At 71.0% G+C, this 13,154-nt stretch carries 7 protein-coding genes; 4 read left to right on the top strand and 3 right to left on the bottom strand.

The features are described 5' to 3' along the window. Positions 1-331: 331 nt before the first annotated feature. Both AB0L33_RS26585 and AB0L33_RS26580 read right to left on the bottom strand, forming a co-directional pair. Positions 332-631 (bottom strand): hypothetical protein, encoded by a 300-nt coding sequence (locus AB0L33_RS26585; RefSeq protein ID WP_365685464.1) that lies wholly within the window; start codon positions 629-631, stop codon positions 332-334. A gap of 219 nt (positions 632-850) precedes the next feature. Then, a complete protein-coding gene (locus AB0L33_RS26580) occupies positions 851-3,112 on the bottom strand; it encodes a hypothetical protein (RefSeq protein ID WP_365685463.1) in 2,262 nt (753 codons plus the stop codon). A gap of 421 nt (positions 3,113-3,533) precedes the next feature. Between AB0L33_RS26580 and AB0L33_RS26575 the strand changes: the two genes are divergently transcribed. The 3 genes from AB0L33_RS26575 to AB0L33_RS26565 all read left to right on the top strand — a co-directional run bounded on the left by AB0L33_RS26575 (position 3,534) and on the right by AB0L33_RS26565 (position 10,653). Next, complete coding sequence (locus AB0L33_RS26575) at positions 3,534-6,446, top strand: AAA family ATPase (protein ID WP_365685462.1); 2,913 nt, start codon at positions 3,534-3,536, stop codon at positions 6,444-6,446. A gap of 67 nt (positions 6,447-6,513) precedes the next feature. Further along, positions 6,514-6,681: a hypothetical protein gene (locus AB0L33_RS26570; RefSeq protein WP_365685461.1), complete on the top strand. Its 168-nt coding sequence runs from the start codon at positions 6,514-6,516 to the stop codon at positions 6,679-6,681. Positions 6,682-6,756: 75 nt separating this feature from the next. After that, complete coding sequence (locus tag AB0L33_RS26565; protein WP_365685459.1) at positions 6,757-10,653, top strand: S8 family serine peptidase; 3,897 nt, start codon at positions 6,757-6,759, stop codon at positions 10,651-10,653. An 85-nt stretch (positions 10,654-10,738) separates the two neighbouring features. On the opposite strand, the gene AB0L33_RS26560 is transcribed toward AB0L33_RS26565, so the two are convergent. Then, complete coding sequence (locus AB0L33_RS26560) at positions 10,739-11,347, bottom strand: helix-turn-helix domain-containing protein (protein WP_365685457.1); 609 nt, start codon at positions 11,345-11,347, stop codon at positions 10,739-10,741. A 244-nt stretch (positions 11,348-11,591) separates the two neighbouring features. Between AB0L33_RS26560 and AB0L33_RS26555 the strand changes: the two genes are divergently transcribed. Then, positions 11,592-13,082 carry a DHA2 family efflux MFS transporter permease subunit gene (locus tag AB0L33_RS26555; RefSeq protein WP_365685456.1) on the top strand — a complete coding sequence of 497 codons (1,491 nt, stop codon included), beginning with the start codon at positions 11,592-11,594 and terminating at the stop codon, positions 13,080-13,082. The last annotated feature ends 72 nt before the right edge of the window (positions 13,083-13,154 follow it).

The following is a 13,154-nucleotide window of genomic DNA, read 5'->3' as shown; positions in this document are numbered from 1 at the left end:
AGGGCGACCGGGATGTCGGTGGCGGTCACCGTGCCGGGGTGGGTGCTGCTGACGCCCGTGCCGAGCAGTCCAACGACTTCGGCGGCCCGCTCCACACCGAGCAGCAGATCCGGGAGGCGCTCGAGATCTCCCCGGACGTCCGAGCTCATGGCCTACGTCCCCGACAGGGTGGCCGCCGGCCATCTTCACGAACCCGAAACCGAGATCCGGCCAGGGTCCAATCAAAGGTCAAGGTGCTCTCACCCGAGTACCGCCCTGTGTTCGCATGCATGGTGCGCACACTGGGGCACCACCTCGTACAAGAAGGCCCGTAAGGACCTGCACAAAGTAGCTAATGCTGGTCACCGGCGACGATGCGTCGCTTGTACCGCCACAGATGCTTGCGTTCCTCCGTCGTGAGGTTGTCCGCGAGGCGGTTCACCTCGCCCCAGGCCGCCGACCGGGCCGCGCGGGCGGAGGCCCAGTCTCCTCTCTCGACGGCTTCGCGCAGCTCCTCCATCAGCGCCAGCAGCGGCTTGCGAGCTTCCTTCTGCCGTCTGCTGAACGGTGCCGACTTCACGGTGGCTTGCCGCTGTTCCCAGTCGGACCCGCCGGTCAGTAGGTGCACGCGGGGGCGCGATCGGTGAGTCATGACGCATTCTCCTTCGTCTCGCACCACTGGCAGGTGGGCTCCGGCTCGGCAACGAGATCAGGTAGCCGTGCCTGGCTGTCGGACGACCAGGGCAACATGCAGTGCCCTGGTGAGGGCGACACACGGTGAGCGATGACGTTCCCTGCCATGGTGGGGTTCATTGGTCGGATTGCTGCCTCGGGCTCTCTTCCGAGTCGACGGAACCGGCTTTCTCCGTCCTCAGCCGACCGTGCCCTTGGGGAGCCAGTCCGCGAAGATCTCCGGCAGGCGGTTCAGGTCCTCGGCCGTGACGGTGACGAGCCGCAGACCGTGGTGGCGGGCCAGTTCCTGCTTGCGGGCGACCTTCGCGGCGTACGCATCCTGCGTCATGAGGCCCAGGGCCTCGACGAACGTGCCGTCCGCCAGGCGCCAGTCCGCCCGCAGACCGGTCGTGTTGAGCTCCGGGTGCCGCGGATAGGCGGGCTCCGGTTCGTGCGTCACGCCCCGGTGGTGGAGGAAGTCGTCCACGTGCCGCTCGAACAGGGAGCGGCACAGATGCCCGTCCGTGGCCCTGGTCGTCGTACCCAACGAGGTACGGACCCCGTCCGTGAGGAGCCCCGCGTGCGCCAGCCACTCCGTCCAGGTGCGGGCCGGGCGGAGCGGGCGCGCGCTCAGCACCGCGGAGCCGGGGCGCGGCAGCAGGAAACGGCAGAGCAGCACCTCGTCGACCAGGGCGTGGTCCTCGAAGGGAACTCCGACACGGTCCAGCTGGGTGAGGGACGGCGGCCCGGAGAACTCGGCCTCCGCCAGCCTGCGCAGCGCGTACGCGGTCGCCTCCGTCCATGCCCCGTCCACTCCGGTGTCCCGCAGCACTCCGCCCCTCGCCAGGGCGCAGCAGCCGTGGCAGTAGAACAGCCCTGGGCGGGCCGACTGAGCGGAGCGCCCGCAGAGCCGGCACGGCCCGCGCTCGGCCAGGTTCACGGCCGCGCCGAAGAGCGCCTCCAGGGCTCGCCGGTAGTACGCGTTCTCCGCCGCGTCGTCGATGAGCGGCGGCAGCAGGCTGCCGGCCCGAGCGGCGAGCGCCTCCCCGTCGTCGGGCTTCGCGTTGAGCCACCGGCGATGGAGCTCCGGGATCAACCGCTGCGCGGCGGCCGTCACCCGGCTGTAGCTGCTGAGGGGGCTGATCTCGGCCGGCGCGACCGCGGCACGGAGGTTGTGCCGTTCCACCTCCTCGTGCGGAGTGCCCCAGGTCACGAGCAGGGGACGCACACCGTGCCGGTGCAGCAACACCGTCAACGGCTCGGCGAGCGACGCAGCGTACACGGTGAGCGAGCCCGAGTTCGGGTCGAACCAGCCGGCCTCGGGAAGTCGACTCCGGGGCACACCTGGCCTGGAGAGCCGGATCGACCACTTGTCCCCGCCCGCGACGACCACGGCGTCCGGGAAGCCGTCGAGGGACTCCAGGTCCTCGGGAGCGTCCACGTCCACCCCGTGCGCGCGCAGCGCGTCGAGCGCCTCGGCGCGCACCCGCTCATCCACCAGGGTGAGCGGGCCGTCCGGCTCGTGGTACTGCCCCACCTCCACGCCTGATCCGTCCAGGATGAGGATCCGAGTGTGGTGGAAGACGGACCGGGTGACGGCGCGCAGGTCACGGAAACCGTGTGGCGAGGTCCGGTACGCCTCCCAGGCATCCAGAAGCGGCCGTGCCTCGGCGTCCCGGCGCCGACGCGCGCGCTCGCGCTCGGTCTCCCGGCCCCAGGCCCCGCCGGCGGCGCGGTGGCTCAGACCGGTGCGCAGCCGGACGGCGAGCCGTTCGGCGAGCGCCCGACGCAGGTCCCGCTCGACACCGGACGGGACCGGCCCCCTTTCCGCGCACCGGTCGGCCTCCCGCCGGTGAGCGGTCAGGTAGTCGTCCACCAGGGCGCGCACGGTCTGACGCTCGGGCAGCAGGACCCGGACCGAACCGACCGCGTACCCGAACGCCTTCTGCTCCGCCCACGACACCAGCTCGTGGCGGCTGGGTTCCCAGTCCGCGTCGTCCTCGTCCTCACCGCCCTCGTCGTCGTAGAAGCGGCTGTCGTCCTCGAGGTCGTAGAGCTCTATCCATCCGTGACAGCCGACGGGTATCCCCGTCTCCTCGGTGAGCTCGCGGATGCTCTCGCTCGTGACGTGCAGGGCGCTGCTGTAGAGGTAGCCCATGTGCCGGTCGAGGACGGACCCGCCGTGGCAGGGCGGGGCGGTGACCGACACGGCACGCGTGTCGTAGTCGTTGTCGGGCCGGGGGACCAGACCCACGCGTACCGGTACGACGGCACCGTCCTTCGCCTTGGGCGCCACCGGCCTGATGTTCTCCCTCCGTAGCCGTTCCAGGACGAACGCGCGCAGGGCGGGGACGGAGTCGTCGAAGACCGCGAACCCCGGGGAGTGGTCCTTCGCCGGGTCGCCCGGGATCATGAGGAGGCCCACGTCAGGGGCGTACTGGATGGTGTCACGGCTCGACATGCGCGAATTATGCCAAGGGATATGGGCGGCGACGATGCGCCGGAGGTGCGAGGGAGGCGGGGGAGCGGATGCTGCGTCGGCCATGGGTACCACTTCCGGCGGTCGGGGGACGGGAACGGGGACGGGCCGAGTGTCCGTGGGGCCACTCCGACAGGTGCGTCCGGGCCGTTCCGTGACGACGACAGGCCGGCCTCCCGACGACCCGACGAAACAGTGGCCTCGGTGAGGCGAAGAGGCATGTGGCCGACGGGAAAGGGGATTCGGCCAATGCGCCTCCGCCTGGCGTGGTCTGCTGGGACGCGGCGGGCGCGCCCCACAGCGGTGCACCGCTCCCTCTCGCCCCCTGCACGTGCTCCTCGCCGATGCTGGACCCGCGTGCCCCGTACCGCTGTCCGCTCTCGTGTGAAGGTGATCTGCCGCGATGCCGCTTCCGCCGACCCCAGCGCACCGAGCCGATTCCATTCTTGTCGGCAGGGACGAGCAGCTTCGCCGGCTGACCGAGGCGGTGCTCCGGGCACCCGGCGTCGCCGTGGTGGAAGGTGAGGCGGGGATCGGCAAGACCCGCCTGGTCTCCGAACTCCTCGCCGACCCGCGTCTGGCCGGGCATCGCATTCTCACCGGTGCGGGCCGCCGCATCCGCGAGCCCTTTCCCCTCGGACCGATCCTCGACGCCCTGCGCTCCGTTGGTGAACTCCTCGACGCGCGCGACCTGTCACCCGTCACCGGTGCCCTGCGCCCGCTGCTCCCCGAACTGGCTCACCGGCTTCCGCCGGGCCCCGAGCCGCTGGACGACCGCGCGGCCGCACGCCACCGTGTCTTCCGCGGTCTCACCGACCTGCTCGGCGCACTGGGCGACACCCTCCTGGTCATCGACGATGCCCACTGGGCCGACGAACAGACCGTCGACTTCCTCGGCTATCTCCTCGACGACGCTCCGGGCGGGCTCTCCGTGATCGTGACCTACCGTTCCGAGGAGGCCGACGCCACGCTGCGCACCGTGACCGCCCGCCTTCCCGACGGCCTCTTCCACGTCCATCTGGAGCTGCCTTCCCTGACCGCCGACGAGACCGGCGCGCTGGCCACCGCCCTGCTCGGCGCCGACCGGCCCATCACCGACGAGTTCGCCGCGTACCTGTGCGTACGCACGTCCGGCCTTCCCTTCGCGATCCGTGAACTGATCGCCCTGCTCAGCGAACGCGGCACCCTCGTCAGGCGCGGCAGCGGCTGGGCCCGCCGCACCCTGGACGCCCTCGATGTTCCCGTGGGCGTACGCGACTCGGTCCTGGAACGCACGGGGCGCCTCTCGCAGACGGCTCGCACCGTCGCGGAGGTCGCCGCGGTCCTGGGCGAGCCGGTACCTCTGCGCACCCTGACCGCGGCCAGCCCACTCACGGCCGACGCGACGGCGGACGGGCTCACCGAAGCTCTGGCAGCCGGCCTGATACGGGAGCAGGGCGCCCAGATCGCGTACCGCCACTCGCTGGCCCTGCAGGCCGTCTACGATCAGATACCCCTGCCGCGTCGCCAGACCCTGCACGGCCGGGCCGCGGACGCCGTGGCCCAACAATCGCCCGTCCTGCTCGGCCAGTTGGCCCATCATCTGCGTGAGGCGCACCGATACGACGTCTGGAGCGACGTCGCCGAGCGCGCCGCCGACCAGGCAGCCGCGCTCGGCGACCACACGGAGGCGGCCCAGCTCCTGGAGGACGTGCTGCGCACCGCCGAACCGGAACCGGAGCGGCGTGGTGCGCTCACGGACAAGCTGGGGCAGTTCGCCATCATCGCGCGACGTCCGCCCGACATCCTCGACCTGCTCCAGCGGGCACAGGCTCTCGATGTGCCACGGGACGTACGAGGCCGCCTGCACTTCTGGACCGCCCTCCAGTACGAGGCGGCCGGAGCCGCTCCGGAACTGCTCAGAGGAGCCCTGAAGGCGGCGGTGGAGAATCTCGGGGACCGCTCGGAGCAGGCGGCACACGCCATGGCGGGCCTGGGCTTCCCGATCGGCACCGACGTACCCGCCACCGAGCATGCCGCCTGGCTGGACCGGGCGTTGGCGTCGGCAGCGGTACTCGACGATCCCCGCGCCGCCACCCTCGTCCGGGGGAAGACGGCGATGCAGCTCGTACTGCGGGGCGACCCGCGCTGGCAGGAGACCGCCGACCTGGTCCTGGCCCGCATCGACGGCTCTCCCACCCATCCTGCCGAGGGCAGCGCACTGTACTCGCTGGGCGAGGCATGTCTGGCCGGCCACGACGATTTCGCGCGCCGGGTCCTGGCGATCGTGCCCGATGCCCGTATCGGGTCCCAGGCCGAGCTGGCCCGACGAGCCATCACGCTGCTCCTGGACTACGCGTCGGGCGCCTGGCAGGACATCGACGACGAGGCCGCGGCATTGCTGGAGGACCTGCGCGACCGCCGCTACATGTGGGTGGCGGCCGAGTCCGTGGCCGCGAGCCTCCGACTGGCCCGCAGCGGGTCGAGCGAAGTGCGGCCCCGCCTCATCGAGGCGCTCGGCACGGCTCTGTCGGCCAACGCCTACGAGGTGATCCCGCCGATCGTGACGGACCTGCTGCGCCTGGACGTACTCCGGGAGCGACCGCAACAGGGCGTGGACGACACCGCGGAGGCCTTCCGGCTGTGGGAACTGAAGGCCCTCTGGCCGCTGGCGGTGCAGTCGCTGCCCGCGCTGGTGCGCGCGCTCGTCGCCGCGGACCGGACGGCGGAGGCGGACCGGCGCCTGCGTCAATTCGCCACAGCCCTGCGGCCTCTCCGGGCGCCCCTCGCCGGCGCGGCGATCCAGCACGCCCGTGGCCTGCTGACCGCTTGTACCGGTGATCTCGCGGCGGCGGCCCGTCTCCTGGACGAGGCGGCCCGGAGCTACGACGGATTCCCGAGACCGTACGCGGCCGCGCAGGTCCGGGAGGAGGCGGCCCGGATGTACCTGGCGGCGGGCGATACGGCGGGAGCGGCCCGGCTGGGGGAGGCGATCGCCGCTTTCGAAGCACTGGGCGCGCACTGGGACCACGACCGTGCCACGCAGGCGGCCCGCGATCACGGGCTGGCCACCACCCCACGTCACCGCCGCACCCGGCGTGGCTACGGCGACGGGCTGTCACCGCGCGAGCGGCAGGTCGCCGAGCTCGCCACGACGGGACGGACGAACCGGGAGATCAGCGAGGCGCTGTTCCTGTCGGTACGCACGGTGGAGGGCCATCTGCGTTCCGTGCTGCGCAAGTTGGGCCTGCGCTCGCGCACCGAACTCGCCCATCACCTGGGCCGGACGAACAACGGCGGCGCGCGTACGGGAGCCGGCACGGACAGGAGCACGTAGCGCGGCCCCAACAACACGTGGTTTCACGCGTGTTCACACCCGTACGTGCGCTGCGACGCTGCAAGGCGTGAGCGATTCCACCACACCGGCCGAGGCATCCGGTCCGCGGAGCGAGGCGACGACGGCCGCCTTCGCCGATCCGCCGGACGTCACCCCCGCCGACTACGGCCACACCACGGGCGAAGCCGTGGACCCGGAAGACCCGTCGGACGACGACGGCTGGGTGCCCGCCTGAACGGCGTCACCACCCGTTGCCCCGAACCGTCTCCCCGCACCGCGCACTCCGCGCAGGAAGGCAGGTACTCCCCCCATGCCCCGTCCCACCCGCTCCGTCCCGAGCGACCGCCATCGGCCGAGACCGCGCAGGCGGCTGATGACCGGTGCGGTCACGCTCGCGGCCCTCGCCACTGGATTCCTCGTACCGCCCGCCGCGGGCGCCGACGCGCCGGCGCCGTCCCCGGACGCCGATGTGAAGCGCTTCACCGGCACACAGGCACCCCGGACCTGGGACGTCACCCTGATCACCGGCGACACCGTCCACCTCACGCGTGACGCCGCCGGGACCTACGCCGTGACCAGTACGGAAAGACCCGGCGGCGGGATGCCGCTCTTCCGGACCCAGGCAGGTCCCGGCGGAGTCTTCGTCATCCCCGCCGAGGCCCAGCCGGCCGTCGACGCCGGAATCGTGGAGCGCCGGCTGTTCGACGTGAAGTACCTCGCCGAGCACGGGTACGCCGACAGTACGACCGGTGAACTGCCGCTGATCGTCCGGTACTCGGGCAAGACCCCGCAGGCCGAAGTCACCGCCGAGGCGCGCGCCCTGCCTGCCTCCACCGAGAAGAGGTCGCTGTCCAGCATCAACGGCGCCGCCCTGCGCCTGGACAAGGACGGGGCGCGCGACTTCTGGAAGACACTGGACGCCGACACGGCCGCGTCCACCGGCCGCGATCTGCTCCCGAAGACCTTGAAGGGGGGCATCCGCAGGGTCGAACTGGACGCCAGGGTCACGGTGAACCTCGCCGAGAGCGTCCCGCTGATCGGCGCGCCGGAAGCCTGGGGCAAGGGCCTGGACGGCTCCGGCACCACGGTCGCCGTGCTGGACACCGGCATCGACGCCGGCCACCCCGACCTGGCCGGCAGGATCACCACCAGCCGCAGTTTCGTGCCGGGCGAGGAGGTCGCCGACGGTCATGGCCACGGCACCCATGTCGCCTCCACCATCGCCGGCTCCGGCGCCGCCTCCGACGGCCTGCGCAAGGGTGTTGCCCCCGGAGCCAAGCTGGCCATCGGCAAGGTCCTCGACAACTCCGGCTCCGGTGACACCTCGGGCATCATCGAAGGCATGGAGTGGGCGGTCGGCGAGGCCGACGCCGAGATCGTCTCGATGAGCCTCGGAGGCCAGCCCTCCGACGGCACCGATGCGCTCTCCGAGGCCGTGAACGAGCTGAGCGACGCCACCGGCGCACTGTTCGTGATCGCCGCCGGCAACGACGGCCCCACCGCGGGCACCATCAACGCCCCCGGCGCCGCCGACGCCGCCCTCACCGTGGCCGCCACCGACAAGTCCGACCAGCTCGGGGACTTCTCCGGTCGCGGACCTCGCGTGGACGGCGCGCTGAAGCCCGACATCGCCGCTCCGGGCGTGAACATCACGGCGGCCCGCGCCCAGGGCACCGCGATGGGCGCCGTCGTCGACGAGAACTACACCACCGTCTCCGGTACCTCCATGGCCACCCCGCACGTCGCCGGAGCCGCGGCGATCCTGGCCCAGCAGCATCCCGACTGGACCGGCTCGCGGCTCAAGGCCACGCTGATGTCGACGTCGAAGGACGACGGCTTCACCGTGTACGAGCAGGGTGCGGGGCGGGTGGACGTGGCCCGCGCGACCGCGCAGCAGCTCGTCGCCACCACCGCCCATGTCGACTTCCGGTCCATCCCGGTCGGCGAGGGAGGTCCGGTCGACAAGCGGGTCGCCTTCGCCAACAACGGTGACAAGGACGTCACCGTCACTCTCGCGCCGGAGTTGCGCAGGATCGGCGGCGCCGCGGCGGAGGGTGCGCTGACTGTCGCCGACACCCGCCTGAACGTTCCCGCCGGCGGCACGGCCGGTACGACCGTCACCCTCGACCCGACGGGTCTGCCGCAGGGCCGCTACACCGGCAGCCTGGTCGCCACGGACGACTCCGGAAGCCGGGCGGCCGTCCCGGTGGGCCTCGACCGCGGGCCGAAGATGGTGCCGCTCACCGTCCACGTCCTGGACCGCGACGGCGAACCCGCCGATCCGGCCCTGACCAGCGTCAGCGCCTCCGCGGTCGACGTACCCGATGTGTACGGAGTGGTGGACCACGCCTACGCGGGTGACGGCACCTACGTCATGCGGGCGCCGGCCGGCACGTACAGCGTCACCGGGTCGGTCATCATGAACTCCTCGGACGGCGGCCCCTTCGACGACTTCTCGATGCTCGCTCCCGAGGTCACCGTCCGCGACGGCGGTACCGAGATCACCCTCGACGCACGCAAGGCCGTGCGGGTCGCCTACCGCACACCCCGCCCCGTCAACACGGACTGGGTGCCCTACTCGACGACCACCGTGCGCACCGCCTGGGACGGCACGTCGATCCTCAGCGGCACTCTGGGCACCTCGTCGAGTCGTGAGTACGTCACGCCCACCCGCCGCGTCACCAAGGGCGAGTTCCTGTACTCACGGCACATGATGTTCCTCAATCCGACGCTGTCCCTGACGGTGACCGGCCCCGAACGCGCGAAGCTCCACACCTTCGAAGGGACGGCTCCGCCGTTTCCGGCGGGCAAGCAGAAGCGCGAACTGGCCTACGTGGGACTGGGCAGCCCCGAGGAGATGGCCCGGGCCGATCTCAAGGGCAGGATCGCCCTGCTCGCCATGAGTCCCGATCCGGACGACGGGCCCTACTGGGGCTGTACCGTCGACAACGACCGGGTGGTCACCGAGCTCAAGGCCGCTGGAGCCGTCGGGGTCGTTCTCTTCCCGAAGGTCGTCCACCCGGGGTGCACCCTGCCCACGTGGGAGGTGCACGGCGAGCCGACCGCGCTGCCGCTCACCCAGGTGCTGCCCGCCGAGGGCAACAGGCTGCGGACGAGGCTGGAGTCCGGTTCCGTCAAGGTCGAGATCGACAGCAATCCGGGCGTCGACTACCTCTACAAGCTGCTCGACTACGAGGAGGGCCGGATCCCCGAGGACCTCACGTACGCGGTCCGCGACAAGGACCTCGCCCGCGTGCGCACCACCATCCATTCCTCCGAAGGAGTGAGTGAGAAGGGCGTGGTCTGGACGAGCTTCCACCCGCTGGAACCGGCGACCTTCGGCTCCGGGGTGCTGCTGCCGACCCCGGCGTCCTACACCGAATACCGAGGCGGTCTCTCTCGCGAGGAGACCGTGGGGGACCGGCGGGTGGCCCACGTCCTCGACCGCCCGGAGCGCTCTTCCTTCGACTGGTATCTGCCCGGAGTCACGCCGGGTGTGCAGCGGGCCCCGGACGTCCCGGGCGTGAGGCAGCAGTACCTGTGCTCCTTCTGCCGGCAGGGCGACATCTTCGCCACCGGCTACACCCAGGTGACGGGTGACGGAACCCAAGGGGACCCGGGCGGCTACTACAACGCCGACGCCCGGTTGTTCGGTGCCGACGGCACCGAGATCGAGCGCGTCACCACGCCCTATCCGGGTTTGCCGGCGTTCCGGTTGCCCGAAGAAGACGGTGTCTACCGACTGGTCCAGAGCGGTGCCGGAAACACCAGTGACTGGACGTTCCACTCCCGCGGCCGGGACGGGACGACTGCTCCCCGGCAATACCGGTGCATGGTCGGAAACGACTCCGGCGCGTGCAACCCGCAGCCGCTGGTCCACGTCGGCTACGACCTGACCGGTACGGTCGACGCCTTCAACAGGGCTCCGGCCGGAAGGGCGCACCATTTCACGGTCAGCGTCGGCCACTCCCCGTCGACCGAAAGGATGCCGGCCGTCGCCGGACTGAAGCTGGACTACAGCACCGACGGCGGCACCACCTGGAAGAGTGCCGCCTTGGAGAAGGGCAGGACCGGCACGTACCGGGCCACGATCGACGTCCCCCCGCTCGACAAGACCTCGGGCTCCGTGAGCCTGCGGGCCCAGGCATGGGACACCGACGGCAACCGGGTCAAGCAGACCACCACCGAAGTCATCGCCCTCCGCTGATGCACAGCCGCTGAACCGCGTGTGCCCGGCCCGACATGTCGTCGCGCCGGGCACAGGCGCGCATGGGCCCGTTCGCCGCGAACGGTCAGAAGCCGGCCGGGGACGGGCTGTTCACCAGGTCCTCGTTCGCCGGCCGCCGGGTGCCGGCCCCGTGCATGAAGACCGAGGTCACGGCGGCGGCGGCGGGCTCCACGCCCAGCTTGGCGTGCAGCGCCTGGCCCAGCGCGCCCTGAAGGAGCGCGCTGTAGAGGTCGAGGAGCGTCTCGGGGCCGAGGTCCGTACGCCAGGTGCCGTCGGCCGAGCCGCGGACGAACAGGGCGGTGAGGGGTGCCATGAGCCGGCGGGCGGTCTCGTCGGGCACGGCGGGCTTGCCGTGGATGCGCATCAGGGCCTGGTACTTGGCGGCCTGGCCCATCGCGATCCGGCTCACCCGCGCCACGCCCTCGGGTACGGCGACGCGGTCCAGGCCGGCGTCCGCCAGCTTGCCGATCAGTTCGGCACACGCTTCCTGGGACAGGGCGTCCAGCAGGGTCTCGCGGCTGGGGAAGTGCCGGTACAGAGTGGTGCGGCCCACTCCGGCGGCCGCCGCGACGTCGGCCATGCTGACGTTCTCGCCCCGGCGGGCGAGCAGCATCGCTGCGGCGTCGAGGATCGCGACCGCAACGCGATCGCGCAGGTGCACGTTTCTTGTCATCAATCCAAAAGATACTGGCCTACCGGCGCTGGTACATTCATGTTCCACAACGGATCGCATGAATCCCGCCCGGTGAGCCGTCCGTCGTGGACCGTGCCCCGGCGGAGCTCCGGCCGCCCGACGGAAGGGTGGATTCCGTATCCGTGCCCGCCGGAGCGCACCGTTGCCACCAGCCGGAGGTCGCGGGGGGTGGACAGATCGAGCGGGCCCCGGGTGGTTCCGCAGTTTCTCCGAAAGGTGAGTCATGACCACGTTGCAGAAGAATGAGTCGAGCCCTCCGGGGGGAGGTGGTGGTGCCTCCAGCGACAAGCTGGACAGCAAGGTCCTCCTCGTGGCCGGAGTGGTCGTGCTCGGCGGGATCATGTCGATCCTGGACATCACCGTGGTCTCGGTCGGACTGCAGACGTTCCAGAAGGAGTTCGAGGCCACCTCGGCCCAGGTCGCCTGGACGATGACCGGCTACACCCTGGCACTGGCGAGCGTCATCCCGCTCACCGGCTGGGCGGCCGATAGATTCGGGACAAAACGTCTCTATCTGCTCGCGGTCGCGCTGTTCGCGGCCGGGTCGGCGTTGTGCGCCGCGGCCAACTCGCTGGAGATGCTGGTCGCGTTCCGGGTGATCCAGGGTCTGGGCGGCGGCATGCTGATGCCGCTCGGCATGACGATCCTGACGCGTGCGGCCGGCCCCGAGCGGGTCGGCCGGGTGATGGCCGTACTCGGCATTCCCATGCTCCTCGGCCCCATCTTCGGCCCCATTCTCGGCGGCTGGCTGATCGACATCGCCACCTGGCACTGGATCTTCCTGATCAACCTGCCGATCGGTGCGATAGCGCTCGTCTACGCGGCGCTCGTGCTGCCCAAGGACAATGTGGAGCCGTCCGAGACCTTCGACTGGGTGGGCGTGCTGCTGCTCTCGCCCGGTCTCGCGTCCTTCCTGTACGGCGTCTCCTCCATCCCGGAGACCGGCACCGTCTGGGCCGCCAAGGTCCTCGTGCCCGCGATCATCGGGCTGGTGCTCGTCGCCGCGTTCGTGCCCTGGGCGCTGCGTCCCGCCAACATCCACCCGCTGATCGATCTGCGGCTCTTCCAGAACCGTGACCTGAGCGTCGCCGTGATCGCCATGTCGCTGTTCGCCATGGCGTTCTTCGGCGCCAGCCTGCTGTTCCCGCTCTACTTCCAGCAGGTGCGCGGGGAGTCGGCGCTCGACTCGGGCGTGCTGCTCGCCCCGCAGGGCATCGGCGCGATGATCACCATGCCGATCGCCGGCATGCTGGCCGACCGCATCGGCCCCGGCAAGATCGTCATGACCGGCATCGCGGTCATCACCGTCGGCATGGGCATGTTCACGCAGCTCACCGCCGACACGTCGTACGCGTACATCATCACGGCGCTGTTCATCATGGGCCTCGGCATGGGCGCCTCCATGATGCCGATCATGGCGTCGGCCCTGGCCACCCTGCGGGAGCACACGGTCGCCCGTGGCTCGACGCTGATGAACATCGTCCAGCAGGTCGCAGCCTCGATCGGCACCGCCCTGTTCTCGGTGCTCCTCACCAACGGCCTCAAGGACATCACCGCGAGGACCCCGGACGGCATCAAGGACCAGATGGGCGACGCGTTCGCCTCCGTGTTCCTGGTGGCGGCGATCCTCATCGCCGTGTGTCTGATTCCGGCGCTGCTGCTGCCGCGCAAGAAGGTCAAGGCGGCGGACCCGACGGCGATGGTCGGCCACTGAGCGGACGGAATTGCCCGGCGAACGCCGCCGGGTCGGGACGGCCTCGGGCCGTCTCCGACCCGGCGGCGTTCT

The organism is Streptomyces sp. NPDC052299, from assembly GCF_040679335.1.
GTDB lineage: Bacteria > Actinomycetota > Actinomycetes > Streptomycetales > Streptomycetaceae > Streptomyces.
Note: the sequence above shows the minus strand (reverse complement) of the source record. Positions and strands in the feature narration are given on the sequence as shown.

Bases quoted from the DNA above. Each gene is read 5' to 3' on its own strand.
- AB0L33_RS26560 (WP_365685457.1), bottom strand. From the start codon at position 11,347: ATGACAAGAAACGTGCACCTGCGCGATCGCGTTGCGGTCGCGATCCTC.
- AB0L33_RS26580 (WP_365685463.1), bottom strand. From the start codon at position 3,112: ATGTCGAGCCGTGACACCATCCAGTACGCCCCTGACGTGGGCCTCCTC.
- AB0L33_RS26575 (WP_365685462.1), top strand. From the start codon at position 3,534: ATGCCGCTTCCGCCGACCCCAGCGCACCGAGCCGATTCCATTCTTGTC.
- AB0L33_RS26585 (WP_365685464.1), bottom strand. From the start codon at position 631: ATGACTCACCGATCGCGCCCCCGCGTGCACCTACTGACCGGCGGGTCC.
- AB0L33_RS26565 (WP_365685459.1), top strand. From the start codon at position 6,757: ATGCCCCGTCCCACCCGCTCCGTCCCGAGCGACCGCCATCGGCCGAGA.
- AB0L33_RS26555 (WP_365685456.1), top strand. From the start codon at position 11,592: ATGACCACGTTGCAGAAGAATGAGTCGAGCCCTCCGGGGGGAGGTGGT.